Annotated in this window: 27 protein-coding genes and 1 pseudogene; 19 read left to right on the forward strand and 9 right to left on the reverse strand. The window is 63.6% G+C overall.

What is annotated here, in order from left to right; all coding sequences use genetic code 11:
* From ACOZKU_RS03135 to ACOZKU_RS03165, 7 genes are all read left to right on the forward strand, one after another.
* Positions 1 to 516 (forward strand): carbohydrate ABC transporter permease (locus ACOZKU_RS03135; protein ID WP_421577623.1); only part of this gene is annotated, 516 nt, incomplete at its 5' end.
* A gap of 18 nt (positions 517 to 534) precedes the next feature.
* Positions 535 to 1,359, forward strand: a complete 825-nt coding sequence (locus ACOZKU_RS03140) for a carbohydrate ABC transporter permease (protein WP_313524366.1) — start codon at positions 535 to 537, stop codon at positions 1,357 to 1,359.
* 23 nt (positions 1,360 to 1,382) lie between these two features.
* Entirely contained in the window at positions 1,383 to 2,384 is a 1,002-nt protein-coding gene (locus ACOZKU_RS03145; RefSeq protein WP_421577624.1) for an ABC transporter ATP-binding protein, read from the forward strand.
* Positions 2,381 to 3,154: an L-iditol 2-dehydrogenase gene (locus ACOZKU_RS03150; protein ID WP_421577625.1), complete on the forward strand. Its 774-nt coding sequence runs from the start codon at positions 2,381 to 2,383 to the stop codon at positions 3,152 to 3,154. Before ACOZKU_RS03145 ends, ACOZKU_RS03150 begins: the two co-directional genes overlap by 4 nt.
* Positions 3,155 to 3,308: 154 nt before the next feature.
* Positions 3,309 to 4,793 (forward strand): mannitol dehydrogenase family protein, encoded by a 1,485-nt coding sequence (locus ACOZKU_RS03155; RefSeq protein WP_421577626.1) that lies wholly within the window; start codon positions 3,309 to 3,311, stop codon positions 4,791 to 4,793.
* Between the two features lie 79 nt (positions 4,794 to 4,872).
* Positions 4,873 to 5,565 (forward strand): HAD family hydrolase, encoded by a 693-nt coding sequence (locus ACOZKU_RS03160; RefSeq protein WP_421577627.1) that lies wholly within the window; start codon positions 4,873 to 4,875, stop codon positions 5,563 to 5,565.
* Positions 5,565 to 7,148 (forward strand): FGGY-family carbohydrate kinase, encoded by a 1,584-nt coding sequence (locus ACOZKU_RS03165; RefSeq protein WP_421577628.1) that lies wholly within the window; start codon positions 5,565 to 5,567, stop codon positions 7,146 to 7,148. Before ACOZKU_RS03160 ends, ACOZKU_RS03165 begins: the two co-directional genes overlap by 1 nt.
* 340 nt (positions 7,149 to 7,488) lie before the next feature.
* On the opposite strand, the gene ACOZKU_RS03170 is transcribed toward ACOZKU_RS03165, so the two are convergent.
* A complete protein-coding gene (locus tag ACOZKU_RS03170) occupies positions 7,489 to 8,283 on the reverse strand; it encodes a response regulator (RefSeq protein ID WP_421577629.1) in 795 nt (264 codons plus the stop codon).
* A 164-nt stretch (positions 8,284 to 8,447) separates the two neighbouring features.
* Here ACOZKU_RS03170 and ACOZKU_RS03175 point away from each other — a divergent pair, with 164 nt between their 5' ends.
* The 3 genes from ACOZKU_RS03175 (at position 8,448) to ACOZKU_RS03185 (ending at position 10,815) form a co-directional block, all read left to right on the forward strand.
* Positions 8,448 to 8,627: a NepR family anti-sigma factor gene (locus tag ACOZKU_RS03175; RefSeq protein WP_298098686.1), complete on the forward strand. Its 180-nt coding sequence runs from the start codon at positions 8,448 to 8,450 to the stop codon at positions 8,625 to 8,627.
* 7 nt (positions 8,628 to 8,634) lie between these two features.
* On the forward strand, positions 8,635 to 9,189 hold the full coding sequence (locus ACOZKU_RS03180; RefSeq protein ID WP_117371625.1) for an RNA polymerase sigma factor: 555 nt from the start codon (positions 8,635 to 8,637) through the stop codon (positions 9,187 to 9,189).
* Positions 9,190 to 9,309: 120 nt separating this feature from the next.
* Positions 9,310 to 10,815 carry a sensor histidine kinase gene (locus tag ACOZKU_RS03185; RefSeq protein ID WP_421577630.1) on the forward strand — a complete coding sequence of 502 codons (1,506 nt, stop codon included), beginning with the start codon at positions 9,310 to 9,312 and terminating at the stop codon, positions 10,813 to 10,815.
* A gap of 38 nt (positions 10,816 to 10,853) precedes the next feature.
* Here ACOZKU_RS03185 and ACOZKU_RS03190 read toward each other — a convergent pair whose 3' ends face one another.
* From ACOZKU_RS03190 to ACOZKU_RS03215, 6 genes are all read right to left on the reverse strand, one after another.
* Complete coding sequence (locus ACOZKU_RS03190) at positions 10,854 to 11,306, reverse strand: hypothetical protein (RefSeq protein ID WP_421577631.1); 453 nt, start codon at positions 11,304 to 11,306, stop codon at positions 10,854 to 10,856.
* Positions 11,307 to 11,365: 59 nt separating this feature from the next.
* A complete protein-coding gene (locus ACOZKU_RS03195) occupies positions 11,366 to 11,767 on the reverse strand; it encodes a glycine zipper domain-containing protein (protein ID WP_314085804.1) in 402 nt (133 codons plus the stop codon).
* A 127-nt stretch (positions 11,768 to 11,894) separates the two neighbouring features.
* A complete protein-coding gene (locus ACOZKU_RS03200) occupies positions 11,895 to 12,683 on the reverse strand; it encodes a heme ABC transporter ATP-binding protein (RefSeq protein ID WP_421577632.1) in 789 nt (262 codons plus the stop codon).
* A gap of 10 nt (positions 12,684 to 12,693) precedes the next feature.
* Positions 12,694 to 13,812, reverse strand: a complete 1,119-nt coding sequence (locus tag ACOZKU_RS03205; protein ID WP_421577633.1) for a FecCD family ABC transporter permease — start codon at positions 13,810 to 13,812, stop codon at positions 12,694 to 12,696.
* The gene (locus ACOZKU_RS03210; protein ID WP_421577634.1) at positions 13,799 to 14,740 is read right to left on the reverse strand and encodes a heme/hemin ABC transporter substrate-binding protein; all 942 of its coding nucleotides are present in this window, start codon (positions 14,738 to 14,740) and stop codon (positions 13,799 to 13,801) included. The genes ACOZKU_RS03205 and ACOZKU_RS03210 overlap by 14 nt, the downstream gene beginning before the upstream one ends.
* Before the next feature lie 13 nt (positions 14,741 to 14,753).
* On the reverse strand, positions 14,754 to 15,800 hold the full coding sequence (locus ACOZKU_RS03215) for a hemin-degrading factor (protein ID WP_421577635.1): 1,047 nt from the start codon (positions 15,798 to 15,800) through the stop codon (positions 14,754 to 14,756).
* 248 nt (positions 15,801 to 16,048) lie between these two features.
* On the opposite strand from ACOZKU_RS03215, the gene ACOZKU_RS03220 reads away from it, so the two are divergent.
* The 5 genes and pseudogenes from ACOZKU_RS03220 (at position 16,049) to ACOZKU_RS03240 (ending at position 18,802) form a co-directional block, all read left to right on the forward strand.
* A complete protein-coding gene (locus tag ACOZKU_RS03220; RefSeq protein ID WP_421577636.1) occupies positions 16,049 to 16,480 on the forward strand; it encodes a hypothetical protein in 432 nt (143 codons plus the stop codon).
* A gap of 54 nt (positions 16,481 to 16,534) precedes the next feature.
* Positions 16,535 to 17,428: a TonB family protein gene (locus ACOZKU_RS03225; protein ID WP_421577637.1), complete on the forward strand. Its 894-nt coding sequence runs from the start codon at positions 16,535 to 16,537 to the stop codon at positions 17,426 to 17,428.
* Between the two features lie 461 nt (positions 17,429 to 17,889).
* A pseudogene (locus ACOZKU_RS03230) lies at positions 17,890 to 18,207 on the forward strand (DUF2325 domain-containing protein); the annotation flags it as partial.
* Positions 18,208 to 18,230: 23 nt separating this feature from the next.
* Positions 18,231 to 18,473 (forward strand): hypothetical protein, encoded by a 243-nt coding sequence (locus ACOZKU_RS03235; RefSeq protein WP_421577638.1) that lies wholly within the window; start codon positions 18,231 to 18,233, stop codon positions 18,471 to 18,473.
* A gap of 14 nt (positions 18,474 to 18,487) precedes the next feature.
* The gene (locus ACOZKU_RS03240; protein WP_421577639.1) at positions 18,488 to 18,802 is read left to right on the forward strand and encodes an antibiotic biosynthesis monooxygenase family protein; all 315 of its coding nucleotides are present in this window, start codon (positions 18,488 to 18,490) and stop codon (positions 18,800 to 18,802) included.
* Positions 18,803 to 18,810: 8 nt separating this feature from the next.
* On the opposite strand, the gene ACOZKU_RS03245 is transcribed toward ACOZKU_RS03240, so the two are convergent.
* Positions 18,811 to 19,176, reverse strand: coding sequence for a DUF423 domain-containing protein (locus ACOZKU_RS03245; protein WP_421577640.1), 366 nt, complete (start codon positions 19,174 to 19,176; stop codon positions 18,811 to 18,813).
* An 8-nt stretch (positions 19,177 to 19,184) separates the two neighbouring features.
* A complete protein-coding gene (locus tag ACOZKU_RS03250) occupies positions 19,185 to 19,601 on the reverse strand; it encodes a group II truncated hemoglobin (RefSeq protein WP_421577641.1) in 417 nt (138 codons plus the stop codon).
* A gap of 123 nt (positions 19,602 to 19,724) precedes the next feature.
* Here ACOZKU_RS03250 and ACOZKU_RS03255 point away from each other — a divergent pair, with 123 nt between their 5' ends.
* The 4 genes from ACOZKU_RS03255 (at position 19,725) to ACOZKU_RS03270 (ending at position 22,611) form a co-directional block, all read left to right on the forward strand.
* Complete coding sequence (locus ACOZKU_RS03255) at positions 19,725 to 20,285, forward strand: TetR/AcrR family transcriptional regulator (protein WP_421577642.1); 561 nt, start codon at positions 19,725 to 19,727, stop codon at positions 20,283 to 20,285.
* 37 nt (positions 20,286 to 20,322) lie between these two features.
* A complete protein-coding gene (locus tag ACOZKU_RS03260) occupies positions 20,323 to 20,664 on the forward strand; it encodes a DMT family transporter (protein WP_421577643.1) in 342 nt (113 codons plus the stop codon).
* 110 nt (positions 20,665 to 20,774) lie between these two features.
* Positions 20,775 to 21,560 (forward strand): ThuA domain-containing protein, encoded by a 786-nt coding sequence (locus ACOZKU_RS03265; RefSeq protein WP_421577644.1) that lies wholly within the window; start codon positions 20,775 to 20,777, stop codon positions 21,558 to 21,560.
* A 7-nt stretch (positions 21,561 to 21,567) separates the two neighbouring features.
* Positions 21,568 to 22,611 carry a Gfo/Idh/MocA family protein gene (locus ACOZKU_RS03270; RefSeq protein ID WP_421577645.1) on the forward strand — a complete coding sequence of 348 codons (1,044 nt, stop codon included), beginning with the start codon at positions 21,568 to 21,570 and terminating at the stop codon, positions 22,609 to 22,611.
* Positions 22,612 to 22,613 lie beyond the last annotated feature (2 nt).

A 22,613-nucleotide genomic window follows, 5' to 3' on the forward strand; every position in this document is an offset into this window, starting at 1 on the left:
GCATTGGTGTGGAAGAACATGATCATGCATCCGGGCTACGGTGTGCTGGCCGATATCAACCGTTCGCTCGGTCTCCAGCCCGTCGATTGGTTTGCGCAATATCCGCTGTTTTCGATCATTATCATCGTCGCCTGGCAATGGCTGCCCTTCGCGACGCTCATCCTGCTCACCGCGCTGCAATCGCTCGACGGCGAGCAGAAGGAAGCGGCCGAGATGGATGGCGCGGGCTTCGTGTCGCGCTTTATCTACCTGACGCTGCCGCATCTCGCCCGCTCGATCACCGTCGTCATCTTGATCCAGACGATCTTCCTGCTCGGCGTCTACGCGGAAATCCTCGTCACCACCAATGGCGGACCGGGCTATGCCTCGACCAACCTGCCGTTCCTGATCTATCGCACCGCGCTCCTCGGCTATGACGTCGGCGGCGCCTCGGCCGGCGGCATCATCGCCGTCATCCTCGCCAATATCGTCGCCTTCTTCCTGATGCGCGCCGTCGGCAAGAACCTCGACAAGTAGGGATAGGAGGAAACCATCATGGCTCGCGCAGTTTCGACACGACGCACTGTCGTCTTCACCATCGCCGCCTGGATCGTCGCGCTAATCATCTTCTTCCCGATCCTCTATACGATCATCACCTCGTTCAAATCCGAGACCGAGGCGATCAAGGGCTTCAACATCATCCCCTCGGGCACGATTGAGAGTTATGCGGCCGTCCAGGCGCAGAGCAACTACTTCAAGTTCTTCCTGAACTCGGTGATCCTGTCGCTGGGCTCGACGCTGCTGGCGCTTTTGATCGCGGTGCCTGCCGCCTGGTCGATGGCGTTTTCGCCGACGGCCAAGACCAAGGACATCCTGATGTGGATGCTGTCGACCAAGATGATGCCGGCCGTTGCCGTGCTCGTGCCGATCTATCTGCTGTTCCGCGACTTCGGCCTGCTCGACAGCCGCATCGGGCTCACCGTCATGCTGACCATGATCAATCTGCCGATCGTGATCTGGATGCTCTATACCTACTTCCGGGAAATCCCCGGCGAGATCCTGGAGGCCGCGCGCATGGATGGCGCGTCGCTGTGGGGCGAGATCGTCTATGTGCTGACCCCGATGGCGGTGCCGGGCATCGCATCCACCATGCTGCTCAACATCATCCTGGCCTGGAACGAGGCGTTCTGGACGATACGGCTCACGACGACCAATGCCGCACCGCTGACGGCCTTCATCGCCTCGTTCTCCAGTCCGCAAGGGTTGTTCTGGGCGAAGCTTTCGGCCGCCTCGACGCTCGCCATCGCGCCCATTCTCATCATGGGGTGGTTCAGCCAGAAACAGCTTGTCCGCGGCCTCACCTTCGGCGCCGTGAAGTAGAAACAGGACGGGGAGGATATCTCATGGGCAAGATCATTCTGAAGAAAGTCAACAAGTCGTTCGGCGCCACGCAGGTCATTCCGGGCATCGACCTGACCATCGAGGACGGCGAGTTCGTCGTCTTCGTCGGCCCGTCCGGCTGCGGCAAGTCCACGCTGCTGCGCCTCATCGCCGGTCTGGAGGATACGACGTCAGGCACAATCGAGATCGACGGCAAGGACGTCACCGGCGCGGCGCCCGCCAAACGCGGGCTTGCCATGGTGTTTCAGTCCTATGCGCTCTATCCGCATATGAGCGTGGCCAAGAACATCGCCTTCCCCTTGAAGATGGCGAAGATGGACCAGGCGGCAATCGATAAAAAGGTGGCGGAAGCGGCTCGCGTGCTCAACCTCACCAACTATCTCGAGCGCCGTCCGGGCCAGCTGTCCGGTGGTCAGCGCCAGCGTGTGGCCATCGGCCGGGCCATCGTGCGCGAGCCCTCGGCCTTCCTGTTCGACGAGCCCTTGTCGAACCTTGACGCGGCGTTGCGCGGCACGATGCGGCTGGAGATCTCCGAACTGCACCATCAGCTGAAGACGACGATGATCTACGTCACCCACGATCAGGTCGAGGCCATGACCATGGCCGACAAAATCGTCGTTCTGAATGCCGGCAATATCGAGCAGGTCGGCTCGCCGCTCGATCTCTACAACAAGCCCGACAACCTGTTCGTCGCCGGCTTCATCGGCTCGCCGCGCATGAACTTCGTCAAGGGCGAGGCGGCGAAACCGTACAATGCGCCGACCGTCGGCATCCGGCCGGAGCATATCAAGCTCTCCAAGGAGAGCGGCAGCTGGAAGGGTGTCGTTGGCGTCGCCGAACATCTCGGCTCCGACACGTTCCTGCATGTCAATGTCGAGGGCATCGGCATGCTCACCGTGCGCGCCGATGGCGACTTCCCCGTCACCCACGGCGATACCGTCTGGCTCACCCCCGACGCAACGCGCATCCATCGGTTCGATGACATGGGACTGGCAATTCGATGAAGAGACTTGAAGGAAAAAGCGCGCTGATCACGGGCTCGGCGCGCGGCATCGGCCGGGCTTTCGCCGAAGCCTATGTGCGGGAGGGGGCGCGGGTTGCGATTGCCGACATCAATCTGGAGCGGGCGAGCGCGACCGCGCAGGAGATCGGCCCGGCCGCCTATGCCGTGCAGATGGATGTGACGCAGCAGGCGTCTATCGACGCAGCCATCGACACTTGCGTGAAGGAGGCCGGCGGCGTCGATATCCTCGTCAACAATGCCGCGCTCTTCGACCTCCAGCCGATCGTCGAGATCACGCGGGAAAGCTACGATCGGCTCTTTTCGATCAATGTCGCGGGCACGCTCTTCACCCTGCAGGCGGCGGCAAAACAGATGATCGCGCAGGGCCGTGGCGGCAAGATCATCAACATGGCAAGCCAGGCGGGGCGGCGCGGCGAGGCGCTGGTCGGCGTCTACTGCGCCACCAAGGCGGCGGTGATCAGCCTTACCCAGTCAGCGGGGCTGAACCTCATAAAGCACGGCATCAACGTCAATGCGATCGCACCCGGCGTGGTCGATGGCGAGCACTGGGACGGCGTGGATGCGCTCTTCGCCAAATATGAAAGCCGGCCGCTCGGGGAAAAGAAGCGGCTCGTCGGTGAAGAAGTGCCCTTCGGACGTATGGGAACGGCCGACGACCTGACGGGCATGGCAATCTTCCTCGCCTCCCAGGAGAGCAATTACATCGTCGCGCAGACCTACAATGTCGACGGCGGCAACTGGATGAGCTGAGCGCGCAGCCGCGCGCCCGGCATAAGCATTTCCAGCAAAAGTGCGAAGCGATTTTCGTCCGGAAATGCGGGAAGAACAAGGAGATAGAGAATTTTCGCGATTCGGAGAAAAGCGGAAATTCTCTGGACCCGGAACAAACCGGAAGGAATGGACCATGACCACGAAACTGTCGCTTGCCACTCTCCCGGCGGTCTCGAAAACCGCAAGCGTTCCGGCCTATGCGCGCGGGAACCTCACGGCGGGCATCGTCCACTTCGGCGTCGGCAATTTCCACCGGGCGCACCAGGCGATCTATCTCGATGACCTCTTCAATCTCGGCCTCGATCATGATTGGGCGCTGATCGGCGCGGGCGTCCTGCCCTCCGACGCCGCCATGCGCGAAAAGCTCGCCGGGCAGGATTTCCTGACGACCGTCGTCGAGCAGGACAACAATCGCTCCGGCGCCCGCGTCACCGGCGCGATGATCGACTATCTCGCGCCCGGCAATGCGGCCGCGACCGTCGCCCAGCTTGCCGATCCCGCCATCCGCATCGTCTCGCTGACCATCACCGAGGGGGGGTATTTCATCAATCCCGCCTCCGGTATCTTCGACCCGGCCCATCCGGCGATCGCTGCCGATGCCGCCAATCCCTCGGAGCCGAAGACCGTCTTCGGCCTCATCCTCGCTGGCCTGAAAGCCCGCAGGGACAAGGGCATCGCGCCCTATACCGTCATGTCCTGCGATAACATTCCGCACAATGGCAAGGTGACGCATGCGGCCGTATCCGGTCTCGCGCGCCTCTCCGATTCCGGTCTTGCCGACTGGATCGACGCCAATGTCGCCTTCCCGAACGGCATGGTCGACCGTATCACGCCGGCGACGGGGCCGCGCGAGATCGGCATCGTCGCGGACGATTACGGCATCGACGATGCCTGGCCGGTGTTCTGCGAAGAGTTCAAGCAATGGGTGCTCGAGGACAACTTCCCCGAGGGCCGTCCGGCTCTGGAAAAGGTCGGTGTGCAGTTCGTGCCCGATGTCGCGCCCTACGAGCATATGAAGATCCGTATCCTCAATGGTGGCCATGCGGCCATCGCCTATCCGGCAGCGCTGCTCGACATCCACTTCGTGCACGAGGCGATGGAGGATCCCGATATCCGCGCCTTCCTCGCCAAGCTGGAACTGGACGAGATCGTGCCGGTCATCCCGCCCGTGCCGAATACGGACCTGCGCGACTATTTCGGCCTGATCGAGCGGCGCTTCTCCAATCCCAAGATCGCCGACACGATCCCGCGCCTGGCGCAGGACGGCTCCAACCGCCAGCCGAAATTCATTCTGCCGTCGACGGCGGACCGGCTTTCGCGCGGCGAGGACGTCACAGGTCTGGCGCTCGTCTCCGCGCTCTGGTGCCATTATCTCGCCGGCACGACGGATAGCGGCAAGGATATCGTCTTCAACGACCCCAATATCGATCGCATTCATGCGGCGGCGGTGGCGGCCAAGGCCGATCCCGAGGCCTTCCTTGAGCTCAAGGATATTTTCGGCGCGGTGGCGGAGTCCGATCTCTTCCGCAAACGCTTCGTCAATGCTTTGACGTCGCTGCAACAGAAGGGCACGCGGGCGACGCTCAGGCTGTATCTGGAAGACAGAATGGTCAATTGAGCAAACCCCAAAATATCGGGGGCTTTCCATCGGGGAGGCCAGACAGTAGGACGGGGGCCTGAACACGGAACGGGACGCCATGGCCGCCACAGCGACTGAATTGGTCATTTTCGATTGCGACGGCGTACTCGTCGACAGCGAGCCGATCTCGCTCGCCGTGCTGGTCGAGGCGCTTGCCGCGGCCGGTGTCGCGATGAGCGAGGAGGAGGCGCATGCGCGCTTCCTTGGCCGCAGCCTGAAAAGCATGTCGGAGATCCTGCACGACGACTATGGCCTGGCGATCGATGCGGCTTTCCTGGAGTCCATGCGAAAGGTGCTTTACGAGCGGTTCCGCGCGGAGTTGCAGCCGATCGATGGCATTGCCGAGACGGTGGACGGGCTTGGCATCGCCCATTGCGTGGCCTCGTCGAGCCAGCCGGAGCGTATCCGGCTGTCGCTTTCCGTGACGGGACTGATCGACCGGTTCGAACCGAATATATTCAGCGCTACCATGGTCTCGCGCGGCAAGCCGGCGCCTGATCTTTTCCTGCACGCCAGCGCGTCGATGGGGGTCGAGCCCGCGCGTTGCGTGGTCGTGGAAGACAGTCCGGCCGGCATCGAGGCGGCGAAATCGGCGGGCATGCGGGTGGTTGCCTTCACCGGCGGCTCGCATGCGCGCACGCCGCGCCATCGCGCCACGCTGCTCGATCTGAAACCCGATGCCCTGTTTGACGACATGCGGGAATTGCTCCAGTTTGTCCGCAACGAAAAGGCCGACGGGAAAGAGCATTGATGCGCGATCTGATCGTTGCGGTGGACATCGGCACGGGCAGTGCCCGCGCCGGCGTGTTCGACCGCAGCGGTGCCCTGTTCGGGCGGGCCGAACAGCCGATCGCCATGCGTCGGCCGAGTGCCGACCGCGCCGAACATGACAGCGAAAACATCTGGGAAGCGGTCTGCACGGCGGTGAAAGCGGCCTGCGCGGTTGCGGGCGTGCCCTCTTCGCGCGTCGCGGCGCTCGGCATCGATGCGACCTGCTCGCTGGTGGTGCGCGACACGGCCGGGGCGCCGCTGGCCGTTTCAGGCGGCGAGGAGGCGCGCTGGGATACGATCGTCTGGCTCGATCACCGCGCCCTGAAGGAAGCCGATCTCTGCACGGCGACGGAGCATCCGCTGCTTGCCCATTCCGGCCGGGTGATGTCGCCGGAAATGGAAATGCCCAAGCTGATGTGGCTGAAGCGCAACCGGCCGGAGGAATGGGCGCGCTGCGGCTATTTCTTCGATCTCGCCGATTTCATCACCTGGCGGGCGACGGGCTCGAATGCCCGCTCGCGCGGGACCTTGAGCGCCAAGTGGAACTACCTTTCGCATGAGGCGCAGCCGTGGAACGAGAGCTTTCTGAAGGCGATCGGCCTTGAGGATATGCAGCAACGCGGCTCCCTTCCGACGGAGACGCTGGCCGTCGGCGAGCCGGTCGGCCGGCTGACGGCGGCGTCGGCGTCGGCGCTGGGGCTCGATACGGACTGCGTCGTCGCGGCGGGGTTGATCGATGCCTATGCCGGCACCTTCGGTGTGCTCGGGCCGTTTGCCGGCGAGCCGGATGCCCTGGAGCGTCAGCTGGCGCTGATCGGTGGCACGTCGAGCTGCATCGTCGCCTTCTCGCGCGAAAAGCGCTTCGGCTTCGGCATGTGGGGGCCGTATTACGAGGCCGTTCTGCCGGGCTGGTGGCTGGTTGAAGGCGGCCAGTCGGCGACCGGCGCACTGCTCGACCATCTCCTGCGCACGCACAGCGCCGGCGGCGAACCCACGGCGGCAAACCATGCCCGCGTCATCGCGCGTATCCGCGAGCTCCAGGCAGAAGAGGGCGAGGATTTTGCCGCACGTCTGCATGTCCTGCCGGATTTCCATGGCAACCGCTCGCCGCTTGCCGACCCGCATGCGCTGGGCGTGATCAGCGGCCTTGCGCTCGACGCCTCCTTCGACGGGCTCTGCCGGCTTTATTGGCGGGCATCAGTGGCGATTGCGCTCGGCATCCGTCACATCCTCGACAAGCTCGGGGAGGGTGGATACCCGCTCGATACACTGCATGTCACCGGCGGCCATGTGCGCAATCCGTTGCTGATGGAGCTTTATCGCGATGTCACGGGTTGCCGGGTCGTCGTGCCGGAGACCAATGACGCAGTGCTGCTCGGCACCGCCATGGTGGCGGCGGTCGCCGGTGGGCTTTATCCAGACCTGCCGGCTGCCGGCGCCGGCATGTATCCCGGGGGCCGCGACTATCACCCAGACCCGGCGCGCAAAGCCGCCTATGACCGCGACTATCGGCGCTTTCTCGCGCTCTATCGACATCGCGCCGAACTCGAAGCGATCGACTGAAAAATATTTTAAAAAAATGTGCAACCGGCCGGAACCTAATTTCGGTTCGCGTGTTTTTCTGGCGTCACCGGTCTGCGCATATCCCCCAAGATGCGAGGCCCTCGACCGGTGATCGACCACGTAACCGTGTCCCCCTCCGGTCCGTGGATACTCAAGCAGCCAGTGCCTTTTTGAAGGCGCTGGCTGTTTTCTTTTGTGCCTATAGCCTTTGTCCGATGCCGAGCCGGACTGCTTCGACTGAAAATGCTCACGGCGGTCTCCAAACATGGAAAAGCAGCGGTGGGCGTGCCGTCCCACCGCTGCCTGCCGCGCCGCCGCTCGCGACTATCCGGGAGCGAGATCAGGCCGCTGCGCGCGTCTGCGGCGTGAAGAGAAGGGCCTGGTTGATCAGGACCTTCACTTGTTCCGGGTTAAAGGGCTTGGAGACGAGGAAGGCCGGCTCCGGCCGTTCGCCGGTCAGAAGCCGTTCCGGATAGGCGGTGATGAAAATGACCGGGATATCGGTGCGCGACAGGATCGTGTTGACCGCGTCGATGCCGGAGGAGCCGTCGGCAAGCCGCACGTCGGCCAGAACGAGGCCGGGCCGGCTGTCGCTCCACAGAAGTTCGGCTTCCGCCTGCGTGCGGGCAATGCCGGTGACGCGATGGCCCATGCCACTGACCATATGGGCGAGGTCGAGTGCGATCAGCGGCTCGTCCTCGATGATCATGATGCCGGTTTCCGCCTGAGCGGCGATTTCCGCGAAGGCCGAATCGAGTAGTTCGCGAATGACGCCGATTTCCGCTTCGAGGATTTCCGCCGTCTTGTCGACGGCAAAACCCTCCACGGTGGCGAGCAGAAGGGCCTGGCGGCCGAGCGGGGGAACACCGGAGAGGTCGAAGGGGGCTTCGGTGCCGGGCTTCAGGGAGCCTGCGCCGCGGCTCATCGAGACGGGGAGGGAGGAGATGATCCGGCTGAGCAATCCGAAAAGCGTCGCCTTGTCGTCGCCGCCTTCCGGCATGGCCGAGGGATCGATAAGAATGGTTTCGAGCGTGGCGGCGACATAGGCGTCGCCAGAGGATTGAGTGCCCGTGAGCGCACGGGCGTAACGGCGCAGGGCGGGAAGATGAGGCCCGATACGGTCGGAAATCGGCATGATGTGTCCCCTGTTTTCGATTTGCTGCAATGGCAGTTGACGATTTGAACGCGGGAACCAAATTTAGGTTCCGGGACAGGGAACTTTTTTTGCTGCGGGGCATTTTCAAGCCGAAATCGACTTGTGGCGCGGTGCAACGATGAAAGTGGCCAAGAGTGAATAGTTTGGACAGTCAAAAGACCGGGAGAAAAGCTCCCAAGAGGGCGGATGATCCCAACGCGCAGATCGCAACGAAGCTGCGCGCTTTCTACCATTCCGTACAGGATGAAACGCTTCCCCAGCGCTTCCTCGATCTTCTCGAAAAATTGGATGCTGTCGAAAACAGTGTTCAGCGGGCTGAGTGAGGACGAGATGGACCAGGGACAGACGACTTTCAAGCGCGAACTTCTGGCAGTCCTGCCAAGCCTGCGCGCCTTCGCCATTTCCCTCATCGGCCGCCACGACCAGGCCGACGATCTCGTTCAGGACACGATCATGAAGGCCTGGGCGAAGCAGGAACAGTTCGAGATGGGCACCAATATGAAGGCCTGGCTCTTCACGATCCTGCGCAACGAGCTCTATAGCAAGATGCGCAAGCGTGGCCGCGAGGTGCAGGACTCTGACGGTCTCTTTACAGAGAACCTAGCACAGCATCCGTCACAGTACGGCTCGCTCGACATGCAGGACTTCAAGAAGGCACTGGAGAAGCTGCCGGACGAACAGCGCGAAGCGATTATTCTCGTCGGTGCGTCGGGCTTTTCCTATGAGGAAGCGGCAGAAATCTGCGGCTGCGCGCTCGGCACCATCAAGAGCCGTGTGAATCGTGCCCGCCAGCGCCTCCAGGAGCTCTTGCAGGTGAGCGGTGAAAGCGACTACGGTCCCGACGCCGTCTCGGCGCCGATCACGTCGCGCGCTTTCGCCTCCTGACGGAATAAACAAAGAGCCGCCCGCCATTATGGCGGGCGCGCCAAAAAACTGAGGGGATTGCGGCGGGAAATGCGTCTGCCGGCCAGGCCGGGACGACGCTAAATCGCTGGCCGAGAGCGTATGAAGGACAATGTTCATCCACTGCCGTCCGATATTGCCACGGTTCTGGGAGCACCAGCCCGGCTGACGGCGCTTGACGCCGCCATGCCGACCTTCACCGGCCCCGATGCGGATTTCGACGATATTGTCGTCCTTGCCTCACAACTGTTCTCCGCGCCGATTGCCCTCGTCACCATTCTTGGCCGGACGGACCAATGGTTCCTCGCCCATGAGGGCACGCGGGAAATCCGCGCACCCTCGGACGATTCCTTCTGTGCACGCATGATCGCGGAGAGTGCCGGCGAAGCGATGGTCGTAGGCGATGCCACGAAGGATCCGCGGTTCGCCGATCTGCCCAGCGTGACTGGCGAGCCCTATCTGCGCTTCTATGCGGGGGCACCGATCATGTCGGATGGCCAGCCGATTGGAACCGTCTGTGTTTTTGATGTTAAGCCGCATGGCAAAACCGCGCCTGAGCTTGTACCGCGCCTGAAACGGCTTGCCTCGCTTGCGACCTCGCTGCTCAAGCTGAAGGAGGAGGCCCGCCGGCGCACGCTGGCGGCGGAAATGCTGTCGCGCGACGAGAAGCGCCACGCGCTGGCGCTCGATGCGGCCAATGTGGCGAGCTGGCTGTGGGATATTCCGTTGGGCGTCGTCTCCGGCAACGAGCCTTTCTACCGCATGCTCGGCATCAAGCCGGCCAAGCCGATGAGCGCGCGAAAGTTTTTTACCGCGGTGCATCCTGCCGACCGCAAGCTCACCATCGACCGCCTGCGCAGTGCGCTGTCGTCCGGCAAGGAATATGACGGGCTGTTTCGCGCCGCCAATTCCGGCCGCTGGCTGCTTGGGCGCGGGCGCGTGCACGAATGGGATGCCCAAGGGCGTCCGACGGTGTTTCTCGGCATCAATGTCGACGTGACCGACGGGCAGCTTGCCTCCGAACGCACGCGTCTGCTGCTGCGCGAGCTGAACCACCGGGTCAAGAACACGCTTGCCATGCTGCAGTCGCTGGCGCGCCAGACATTGCGCCAGACGAGCGATCCGGTCGAGTTCATGGATGCCTTCGCCGGCCGGCTGCAATCGCTCTCCGAGGCGCACGGCCTGCTCTCCGATCACGAATGGGGCGTCATCCATCTGAAGATGCTGCTGCAAAAGCAGATCATGCCCTATGCGATGGATTACGATGCGCAGATCGAAATCCACAAGGACGAGGTCGAACTCGGGCCGGACCAGGCCGTTGGCCTCGGCCTCGTGCTGCATGAGCTCGCCACCAATGCCCGCAAATACGGCGCGCTTTCGGTGCGCAGCGGCAAGGTGGTGATCACGGCTCGTGTCATGAACGAAGAGGGTCAGCGCGTGCTGAACATGACCTGGCACGAGGTCGGCGGACCGCCGGTCGATCGCCCCGGCCGCCGCGGGTTCGGCTCGGTGCTCATCGAGCGTAGCCTTGACAAGATCCTCGGCAGCAGCGTGCATGTCGAGTATCTGCCGAAGGGCGTGACCGCCGTTATCCGGATGCCGCTGTAAAGCGGCACCGCTTTTCATTTCATTATAGATGGATTGGATCAGTCGTCGTCGCGGCGGGATCTTTTCGGCGCGAGCAGGAAGCCCAGCGCAAGCGCGACGCCCGTTGCGGCAAACGGCCGTTTCGTGGCGACGGCGGCAGCGGCGGCCATCATGTCGCGCCGGGCGGCAAGCTGGTCGCGGCGAATGCGCCGCAGTTCCCGTTCCCGCTTGTTGCGTATCGCAACAACGGCAAGCACGATCAGGGCCAGCAGCAGGAAGCCGCCGGCGAGGCTGAAGAGGGCCGGCACAGCACCGTAATGCTCGGAAAGCCAGATAGCCGTCGCGACGATGGCAAGCCCGTATGCGGTCGCAACGAGGGCACCGACGATCAGGCCGGCAATGGCGTTGCGCTTGGCTGCGTCAACGGTCTCGTCTACCCGGTCTGTGACGCGGCTGACGAGGTTTTGCAGGAGGATGGCTCCCAGTGAAAGCATGCCGTTCGTGCTCCGCATGAGGGGCGCTCCATGGCGCCCCAATCTTATCTAGAGATCAATTCCTATCGAGGGATCGATCAGCGCCGCAGCAGGGCGGCGAGCACGAAGCCGGCGGCTGCGGCGATGCCGAGCGTTGCCAGCGGATTGTCCTGCACGGCCTTGCGCGCCTTGCGGCCGCTGTCGCGATAGCGGTCCTGGAAGTCGGCAAGCAGGTCTTCACCGGCCGCGATCATATCGCGGATATCGGTTTCGGCGCGGCCCTTGAGGTCATGAGCGGCATCGCTGACATCCGCCTTCATGGCGCGGGCCTTCTTGCGGATACCGCTGGCGCCGCTGGTGGCATCGTTGGCCAAAACGCGGGCAAGGGCTGCGATCTCGTCGCGCAGCTCGGCGATCTGGTCCTCGACGGCCTGCGCATTGTCCTGCAGTCCGTCGCGGAGGCTCTTCTTGTTGCGGGTCGAAAACAATCCGTTGGCCATGCCGTTTCTCCTTTGCGTGTCGGTCGCGCCATTGCGCGGATCGAACGTCGCTCCACCCCCTTGGCGGAACGGTTTTCCGGACGAAGAACGGGGCTGGCGGCAAAAGGTTCCGCAAGGCGCTGGGAAATCAGGCCGAAGCGGTGTGGGGCAGCACGAAGGGCACGCCGGAGGCCGGCACGCCGTTGATGCGCATGCGGCAGCCGAATACGGCCTCCATGGCATCGTCGGTCATGACCTCGGCAGGCGCACCCGCCCGCTCGACCCGGCCATCCTTCATCATGACCATATGGTCGGCGAACATGGCGGTGAGGTTGAGATCGTGCATGACCGCGATAACCCCGCCGCCGCCTTTGCAATAGCGGCGCGCAAGCGTCATGATGGTGAGCTGGTGGCGGATGTCGAGGGCGGAAACCGGCTCGTCGAGCATCAGGAAACAGGGCTCGCCGTCCAGCACCGGTTCCCAGATCTGAGAGAGAACGCGGGCAAGCTGCACGCGCTGCTGCTCGCCGCCCGAAAGCTCCTGGTAGAAGCGGCCGGCGAAGCCCGAGAGGTCCACGGCGGCCAGCGCCGCGGCCGTGGTGGCCTCGATGCGCTCGGCATGGCGGTTCGGGACTACGGTGAGGCCCATGCGCACGATTTCGCGCACCGTGAAGGGAAAGGCGATGGTGGCGGCTTGTGGCAGCACGGCGCGCTTGACGGCTAGCTGCCAGGGTTCGAGCGTGCCGAGGGCCTGGCCGTTGATCATGATCTCGCCCTTGCTCGGCAGTTCGCCGGCCAGCGCCTTCATGGTCGTCGTCTTGCCCGAGCCGTTGGGGCCGACGATGGCGGTGAGTTCGCCGGCTTTGGCCGTGAGCGAGACGCCGTGGACGATGGTCTTGCCGGACAGGGCGACCGTGAGGTTCTTTGCGGTGATCATGACGTCCCTATCAGCCGTTGCGCGTGCGGTCGCGCAGCAGGACCCAGAGGAAGAAGGGCGCACCGGCGAGTGCGGTGATGATGCCGATCGGCAATTCAGCTGGCGCGACGATGGTGCGCGCCAGCATGTCGGCGCCCAGCATCAGCACGCCGCCGAACAGGGCGGAGGCCGGCAGCAGGTAGCGATGATCCGGGCCTATGACGATGCGCAGGAGATGCGGCACGACGATGCCGACGAAGCCGATGCCGCCGCTGACGGCGACCGAGGCGCCGACCGCACCGGCAACCGCGACGACGGCGATGTATTTCAGCCGCTGCACCTTTACGCCCATATGGAAGGCTGCCGCCTCGCCAAGCGTGATGGCGTTGAGGCCGCGCGACAGGAAGGGTACGACGAGGAGCGCGAGCAGGATGATCGGCCCCGCGGCGAGGAGTTTTGTCCAGGTCATGCCCGAGAGCGAGCCGAGGCTCCAGAAGGTGATGTCGCGCAGCTGCTTGTCGTCGGCCATGTAGATGAGGACGCCCGTCACCGCGCCGGCAAGCGCGGCGATGGCGATGCCGGCGAGCAGCATGGTCGCGACGGAGGTCTGCCCGCCGCGCGTGGCGATGCGATAGAGCAGGAGCGTCGTCAGGAGGCCGCCGATGAAGGCGGCGAGCGGCAGGGCGAAGGCGCCGAGCGCCAGCATCAGACCGGCCGGCAGGCTCGCGCCGAGTACGATCATCAGCACCGCGCCGAGCGCCGAGCCGGAGGAGATGCCGACAAGGCCGGGATCGGCGAGCGGATTGCGGAACAGGCCCTGCATGACGGCGCCGGACATGGCGAGCGCCGCGCCGATCAGGAAACCCAGCAATGCGCGGGGCATGCGGATATCGATGACGATGATGCTGTCGCGCAGGCTGAGCGTCGTCTCTTCCGCGCCGCTGAACAACGCACCGATCACATTGATGGCGGATGCGTCGGAAGCGCCGGTCGCAATCGACAGCGCCAGGGCGACGATCGAGACGAGCACCAGGACGACGAGCGTCAGGCGGGCTATCGCTGTCCGGTCACCGGCCAAAGGGGACTGGGCGGCGCGCATCAGGGAAAAACCGCGCGCGTTATCGCCGCGCACGGCATCATTCAGAGACATTGCCGTAGAGCTCTTTGTTGAGATCGCGGATGGCGGAGGCCGTGCGCGGGCCGAAGCCCAGCAGATGCAGGCTGTTCATGCGCAGGATCGCCTTGTTGGCGGCTGCCGGCGTGACCGAGATGGCGGGATGCGCCAGGATTTCCGCATCGCTGCTGCCGGCGCCGGGGCGGGTCATGACCATGACGACATCGGGCTTGGCCTTGATGATCGCCTCGTCGGTCAGCGGCTTGTAGCCGTCGAACGAGCCTTCCGTCGCATTGATTGCGCCGGCAAGCCCGATGATTCCGTCGGCCGCCGTGTGGTTGCCCGCCGCCATGACGCGGCCGTTCTGGAAGGAGAGGATGAACAGCACGCGCTTGCGCTCTGTCTCCGGCCGCTTGGCAGAGTCAGAAATAGCCGCGTCGAGATCGGCGCCGACCTGTGCTTCCAATTCCCTAGCTTTGTCTTTCACGCCGAGGAATGTGCCGACGACGTCGATCTTCTTCAGGATCGCCGCGCGGTCATAGCCTTCCGGCACGGTCTCGAAGGGAATGCCGGCGCTCTTCAGCACCGCCAGCGTATCCGGCGGGCCGCTGCCCTCGACGGCGAGGATCGCGGTCGGGTTGACGGCGATGACGCCCTCGGGCCACAGCTGGCGCATGTAGCCGACATCCGGCAGTGTTGTCGCCTCCGCGGGGAAGGTGCTGGTGGAATCGCGGGCGACCAGCCGGTCGCCTTCGCCGAGCGCATAGACGATTTCCGTCACCGCACCACCGATTGCCACGAGCCTGGAGCTGTCGACCGTCTGCGCGTCCTCGGCCGCCGCCTTGCGGATGAAGCCGCCAGCGCCGGGTGCGGCGAGCGGCAGGAGCAGCGGGGCGGAGAGGGCGAAGACGGTCAGCGCCACGTCCCACGGACGGGCGCGGCGAAAATCGAAGCTCTTGCTCATGGTCAAATCCTTTTTAGGCAGCGACGCTGTCGGGGCGCGGCAGGCTGTCGAGGATTTCGCGCCAGTCGGCGCGCTCGGTCATGCCTTCCTTCCGCTTGCCGAAGAACTGGACGATCATCTCGCCGCCGGCGTCATAGGCTTCCAGCGAGGTGACGAAACCGTCGACTGTCGGCTTGCGCACAACCCAGCATTCGGCGATGTGATCCATGCGCAGGTGCATGTGGAAAGTCGGGTCCATGACGTTGAGCCACGGGCCCATCGGCTGGATGTTTTTTACGGTGCCGGTGTGGATCTGGATCGTGCCGTGGTTGCCGACAAAGCACATGATCTCGGCATCGCGCTCGGCTGCGCCGCGCAGCAGATCGCCGACGGCATCGGCGCGCACTTCATGGGCAAAATCCTCGCCGACGCTGCGCACGGCATCCTGGCGGGCGATCTTCAGCTTGCGCAGCAGGCCGAAGAACTGGTGCGTATCGGTCATCGCCGCCCAGTTTTCGCGCAATGCCGCGACGTCGACGGGACCGGTTTCCTCGACCTTGGTGGAGAGGACTTCGACGAAATCCTGCGACTGGGCCTCCAGGCGGAAGTCGGCGACGATCGCCTCATAGGTCTCGAGATTGGAGGCGGGGCGCAGGTGCACCTTGTGCACGGCCATGCCGGCCTTGTCGAAGAACTGCAGGCTGCGGCGAACCTGATCGCCATCCGTCTTGGTGACGGCGAAACCATGCGCCCAGGTGCCGGGGAAGATGCGCAGGTCGATGTTTTCGCCAAGCACGATCGAGGCATGTTTGCCTGTGGTGATCTTTTCGAAGACGCCGATCTTCTCGTGCACGACGCTCTCGTTGCGGGTCAGTGCCATGATCTCGCCGAGCGCCGCGGACCGCTCCAAGAAGCGGTTGGCATCGGCATCGATGCGGATCGCCGTCAGGCCGACTTCGGCCGCGACGAGGGCGGCTTCGGAGATGTTGAGCTGGGCGGCGATGTCGCGCTCGCGCATCTTCGGGTTCTCGGCGCGGAAGGCGCGGATTTCGGCGGGGGTCGGTCGGGTCGTTTCCGTCATGGGCTCGGCTTTCGTCGCAATGCTGGGCGCCTTCCCTGACCCAATCTTTTCCGTCGGAAAATTATCCAGGCGGAACAGGGGTTTGCCGGGAAATTGGCGATTACTATCTTGACTTCAATACTCATATTTATCTATGCACGCAATACCGGTGCCTTAAACTCATGTTAAATTCTGCTGACGGTGGCCGGTTGATGATCGTGGCCGTGACCGTCGGCCGGTACCCGAACCGTATACGAACAGGCGACCCCATGACCGCACGCACACTTCTTCTTTCCGCCCTCCTGTCCGTTGCCGCCATTTCCGGCGCTGCCGCCCAGGAGGCGTCAGTCGCCAAGGGGTTGGATGTGGAGCTGAATGCGCTGGCGAGCTCGCAGAAGGGCTGTCTCTTCACCTTCGTCGCCGGCAACGGCCTGGCGCAGGACCTGTCTAAGGTCTCCTTCGAATTCGTGATCTTCAACGACAAGGGCACGGTCGAGCGCCTGGCGCTGCTCGATTTCCGCGACCTGCCGGCCGGCAAGTCCAAGGTCCGCCAGTTCGACGTCCCGGGCATCAAGTGCGAAGGCGTGAGGAACCTGCTGATCAACGATGCGCCGGTCTGCGAGGGGGCCGGGATCGAGAAGGGCCGCTGCATGGATGGCATCGTCACGCGCAGCAAGGCGACGGCCGGTCTCGAAGGCTGATACTCTCGGGTGCAGGACACGCGGAATGCGTAAACGGAATGACGGGTGAGTACGATGTCTGGTAGCAAGTGGCTTTGGCTCGGTGGTGGCGTTCTTTCCCTGCTGGCACACGCAACCGCTGCGGCCATCCTGACCATGTCGCCTGCGCCGGAAGAGGAGCAGGCCCTGATTGCCGGTGGCGTCGTCGCGGAAGTGGCGATGCTCGGCAATGGCGCGTTCGAGGCGGTGGAATCGGGTAATCCCGAGGATGCCATCAAGCCCGAGACGATCGAGCCCGATGTCACCGAGCCCGAGCCGCAGCAAGTGGCGGAAATCCAGCCGACCGAGATCCAGCCCGAGACGACCGAAATTGCGCCTGTCGATCCGGTCGTGGCCGAGCCGGTGCAGGAACTGATCGTGCCCTCCGCCGAGGTCGAGATCGCCGCCGTTCCCGTTCCCGAGATCAAGCCGGAAATCGAGCCGGAACAAGAGATCAAGCCGGTTCCCGAGGTGAAGAAGGAAGAGCCGGTCAAGAAGGTCGAGCGCAGGAAGCCGAAGGAAAAGTCAGTCAGGAAGGCCGGCGAGAAGGGCAAGGCAAAGCAGAACGCCACGCGCGGCGAAGTCGATGGCTCGGCGGATGTGAAGAGCGCAGCCGTCGGCGGGCAGAAGAAGGGCAATTCCTCATCGGCCGGCAATGCCGCCGTCAACAACTATCCGGGCAAGGTGCGTAACAAGATCAATCGCGCCAAGAAGCGTGTTTCCGGCGGCGAGCGCGGCAGCGTGGTGGTGAGCTTCACCGTCAGTTCCGGCGGGCAGGTCAGCGGCATTCGCGTCGCGCGCAGCTCCGGCAGCGCAGCGCTCGACCGGGCGGCCCTCGATTCGGTGCAGCGCGCGGCACCCTTCGCGAAGATTCCGGAGGCTGCCGGGCGCTCGTCCTGGGCCTTCAATGTGCCGATCGTCTTCAACTGAGGCCTTCATTCCCGCTTGGTATCGTCAGGCGGGAATGTTTTGCGCGAAAATATGATTTATATAGTCATGTTTATACTTTACTATGAAATTCATGTTTTGTAGGTTGCAGCCGAACTGAGGCTCCGCCGACGCGGAGTGCCAAAGGGGAATGCTGCATGAATGGAATGACGGCTGGCCGCATCGAAGCGGTCCTGAAAGCGGCGATTGCCGAACGCGACCGGCGGATCGCCGATCTGGAACGTCAGCTCAACGCGCTGAAGAAGCAGATGGCGGCGGCAGCGCAGGACGCGCCCGCGGTCACGGCACCCGTTTACGTGAATGCGGCGCCAGCACCGCGCAGTGTCGAAGTCAGCAAAGTCAAGCGCCGGACCGGCGAAGCGGAGAGGAAGGCAATGCGCGAAAAGCACAGGCAGCAGCAGGCCCGCCGTGAGGCCGAGGCCGAAAAGGTCGACAAGGCAGGGCTCGAGGGGCGCAGCTTCCTCTATGTCGGCGGCCGGGATTGCCAAGTGGCGCATCTGCGCCAGATCGCCAGCTCCTATGGCGCCAACCTCATCCATCACGACGGCGGCCTTCGCGAGGCGGTCTCGCGCATCGACAACGTGCTCCCCTCGGTCGACTGCGTCTTCTGCCCGATCGACTGTATCAGCCATGACGCCTGCATTCGCGTGAAGACGGGCTGCAAGAAGTGGGAAAAGGCCTTCGTGCCGCTGCGCAACGGCAGCAAGTCCTCCTTCGAGCGCGCCCTGCAGAGCATGAGCCAGGGAGACACGGCGCAGTGAGTGACGAAAGACCCGAAGCCTTCATGATGATTGGCCTGCACAAGCTGGCCGCACAGAACGGCGACGGCTTGGTGCCGGAATTGTATGCCCTCCTGACCCGCCGCGCGGACATGCTGGAAAGCGCTGGTGTTACGGAGTTTCCGCTGGCGAGCGTCCGTCCGCCGGCGCGGGCCGCGCGCTTCGAAGGAACGCATGGGCTTGAAGCGCGCAATGACAATGTCGTAGCTTTCCCGGCGCCGCGTCATGTCCGGCGGGATTCCGTCTAACGCAGGGTCTTCCGATGTTCTTCGCCATGAACCGCTTCCGGATCGCCACCGGCCACGAAGAGGCTTTCGAAGCCCTCTGGAAGGGGCGGGATTCGAGCCTGGCCGAGATGCCGGGCTTTCGATCCTTCCACCTGCTACGGGGTGATACCCATGCCGAGGAGGGTTTTACCCTCTTCGCCTCCCATTCGGTCTGGGCGAGCAAGGCCAACTTTGTCGCCTGGACGAAATCGGAGAATTTTCGGCAGGCGCACAAGAATGCCGCCGACAACAGGGCCATCTATCTTGGTCCGCCGAAATTTGAAGGTTTCAGCGTCGTCGAAGGCGCCTGATCGGCTTTTCAGCCATCTTTTTTCGGCAGTAACGGTGCGAGCGCGACCACCAGCCAGCCCGCCATCATGATCAAGCCGCCTGCCGGGGCCGACATCGGGAACAGCCCGTATCCCGTGAAATGGCGTAAGACGAGGTCGCCAGCGAAAAGTGCGGTGCCGATCGCCAGCAAAAGCGCGGCGAAGGGGGCGGCGCGCATCGCCGGCCACGCGGCATGGAGCGCGATCAGCGCCGGCGCATGGGCAAGGCACATGGCGGAGGCGCCTGCCATCAGGCGCGGATCGCTGCCATGGGAGGCCGCAGCCGCGGTGACGACGCCGGTCAGGCCCATCAGGCCGGCGACGAGAAGGCTGGCGGAGCGCAGCGAGAACGACATGAGGCTTCCTATTCCTGGTTCTGTATGTGGTGGGCGAGCCGCGTCACAGGCTCGAGAATGATTTTTCGCAGCCCTTCGCTCGGCACCGTCTCCTGAAGCGCCTGCCCGAAGCACAGCAGCCATTCGTCGCGCTCGGCCGGGCCGATCGGGGCTACGAAATGGCGGCGGCGCAGCATGGGATGGCCGCGCTTTTCCGTGTAGAGCGGCGGGCCGCCGAGCCAGCCCGTCAGATACTCGTAGAGCTTTTCCTCGCTCCCGGAGAGATTCGGCGGGTGGATAGCGCGGCACCGCGCGGCTTCCGGCAACGTATCCATCAGCGCGTAGAAGCGGCGCGTCAGCGCCCGCACGGCCGGGGCGCCGCCGACCGCTTCATAAAGCGTGATGGTCTCGCCCTCCCGGCTGTGGTTCTCGTTCGTATCCGTCATTCTCAAGGTCTTAACGCCGCGCTCCGTCGCAGGCAATGCCGCGCCAGGCTGGTGCGACGAAGCGTGTCAAAGGCAAAGTTTCAGTCTGTTGACAAGAAACCGTCCAGACGGTATGTTTTTTCCATGAGCCAGGCGCATCACCGCAAGAAACACCCCGAAGCCGTCCGCCAGCAATTGCTGGAGGTCGCGGCGAAACTGTCGCTGGAGAAGGGGCCAGGCAGCGTGACGCTCGATGCCGTGTCGCAGGCGGCGGGCGTCAGCAAGGGTGGCTTGCTGCATCATTTTCCCAACAAGCTGTCGCTGCTCGATGGCCTCTTTTCTGACCTCACCGACAAGCTCGATCAGGCGCTGGCGGAGAAGATGCGCGACGACCCCGAGCCGAAGGGGCGCTTTACCCGCGCTTATATTGCGGTCTTCTTCCAGCCCGAGGGCATGGGGGATGGCGAGAAGTGGCAGGTGCTGACGATCGCGCTGATTTCCGAGCGGCATCTGCGCGAACGCTGGCGACAATGGGTGGACCGCCACCTGCAGGAGAACATCGGCACGGACTCGGCGCTCGATGCCTTGCTGGTGCGCTATGCGGTGGATGGTCTCTGGCTTGCCGACCTGCTCGGCTCGCCGACCATGGATGCCGCGACCCGCGCCGCGATGATGGACAAGCTTTTGGCGATCTCGCGCCTCTGACCGGAATTTTTAGGCGCCGCGCGCCGGAGACAGGCCCATGAACCTCACCACCGTCTATGCCGTTCTCGTCGTCGCCATCGTCTTCGAAGTGCTCGGCACCTCCGCCATGCAGGCCGCCCAGCATTTTACGCGCGTCGTGCCGACCACCATGATGGTCGTCTGTTATGCCATCGCCTTTTTCTTCCTGTCGTGGAGCCTGCGCTATGTGCCTGTCGGCATCGCCTATGCGATCTGGAGCGGCCTCGGCATTGTCCTGATCTCGGCCGTCGGTTACTTCGTCTTCGGCCAAAAGCTCGATTTTGCCGCCATCGCCGGTCTCGGGCTGATCATTGCTGGCGTTCTTGTACTGAACCTTTTCTCCAAGTCGACATTTCATTGAAAGAGGCTGGAATCGAAACGGACCCCGCTTGCAAAAATCGGGGCCGGGCCCTATCGATTCCGCCGAATTGAAACCGCTTTCAATTTCACGGCTTCGAGAGGTAAAGACCCATGGCAATCCGCACCATCGTATGGGGTGAGAACATTCACGAGCAGACGAACGAGATCGTCCGCTCGATTTATCCGAACGGCATGCACAACACGATCGCCGACGCGCTCAACAAGGATGCCGCGATCTCGGCGACGACCGCGACGCTTCAAGAGCCGGAACACGGCCTGACGGAAGCGCGTCTTGCCGAGACCGACGTTCTTCTCTGGTGGGGGCACAAGGACCATGGCGCCGTCGATGATGCGGTGGTCGAGCGCGTCGCCGAGCGAGTCTGGGAGGGCATGGGTCTTCTCGTCCTGCATTCCGGCCATTTCTCGAAAATCTTCAAGCGGCTGATGGGCACGCCCTGCGCGCTGAAATGGCGTGAGGCCGGCGAGCGCGAGCGTCTGTGGAACATCAATCCGCGCCATCCCATCACGGAAGGTCTCGGCGACAATTTCGTTCTCGAAAACGAGGAAATGTACGGCGAGCAGTTTTCCGTTCCCGAACCGTTGGAGACGGTGTTCATCTCGTGGTTTGCCGGCGGCGAGGTCTTCCGTTCGGGACTGACCTGGCGGCGCGGCGCGGGCAATATCTTCTATTTCCGTCCCGGCCACGAGACCTATCCGACCTATCACGATGCCAATGTGCAGAAGGTGCTGGTCAACGGCGTGAAATGGGCCTTCAACCCGCAGGGCACCTATACGGCGATCCACGATGCGCCGAACGTCCCGGTCGAACAGGCGCTGGAGCCGATCGTCGAGCGTGGCCCGAGACTTCACCAGGCCGGCGAAGCCGGGTATCGCTGAGGTTTTCATGCGTCTTCTCGTTCTTGGAACCGGCGGCATGGCCAACAGCCATGCCCAGCACTTTGCCGCAATCGACGGCGTCGAACTGGTCGGCGCCGTCGATGTGGACCCGTCGCGCGCGAAGGCCTTTGCCGACAAGCACGGCATTCCCAATGTCTTCACCTCGCTGGAAGAGGCGATCGCTTGGGGCGGTTTCGACGCGGCGACCAATGTGACGCCCGACCGCGCGCACCATCCGACGACGCTGGCGCTGCTGGCGGCAGGCAAGCATGTCATGTGCGAGAAGCCGCTGGCGGAAAACTACGCCAAGGCCGACGAGATGGCGCGGGCCGCCGAGGCTTCCAGTCTCGTCACGATGGTGAACCTCACCTATCGCAACGTCGCGCCCCTACAAAAGGCACGCGAGATGGTGCTGGCCGGCGAAATCGGCCGCGTGCGGCATGTCGAGGCATCCTATTTGCAGAGTTGGCTCGTCTCCAAGGCCTGGGGCAACTGGGCGACGGAGAGCCAGTGGCTCTGGCGGCTCTCCACCAGGCACGGCTCGAACGGCGTGCTGGGCGATGTCGGCATCCATATCCTCGACTTTGCGAGCTATGGCGCGGGCAGCGATGTGGAACATGTCTTCGCCCGGTTGAAAGCCTTCGACAAGGCGCCTGACAACCGCATCGGCGAGTACGACCTCGATGCCAATGACAGCTTCACCATGACCGTCGATTTCGCCAATGGCGCGCTCGGCGTCATCCATTCCAGCCGCTGGGCGACGGGCCACCTCAATGAGCTTCGCCTGCGCATGCACGGCGACAAGGGGGCGCTGGAGGTGATCCATTCGACCGAGGGATCGCAGCTGCGCGGCTGCCTGGGCGAGGATGTCGAAAAGGCCGTCTGGCGCGATCTCGATGCCGGCACGGTGCCGACCAACTATCAGCGCTTCGCGGCGGCCGTCGCCGCCGGCGAACAAGTCGAGCCCGGCTTCCGCCATGCCGCGGAACTGCAAAAGATCCTCGATCTCGCCATCGAGACCGAGAAGGAGCGCCGGGAATTGAAGGTCTGAGC

The organism is Shinella sp. M31, assembly GCF_049199205.1.
GTDB lineage: Bacteria > Pseudomonadota > Alphaproteobacteria > Rhizobiales > Rhizobiaceae > Shinella.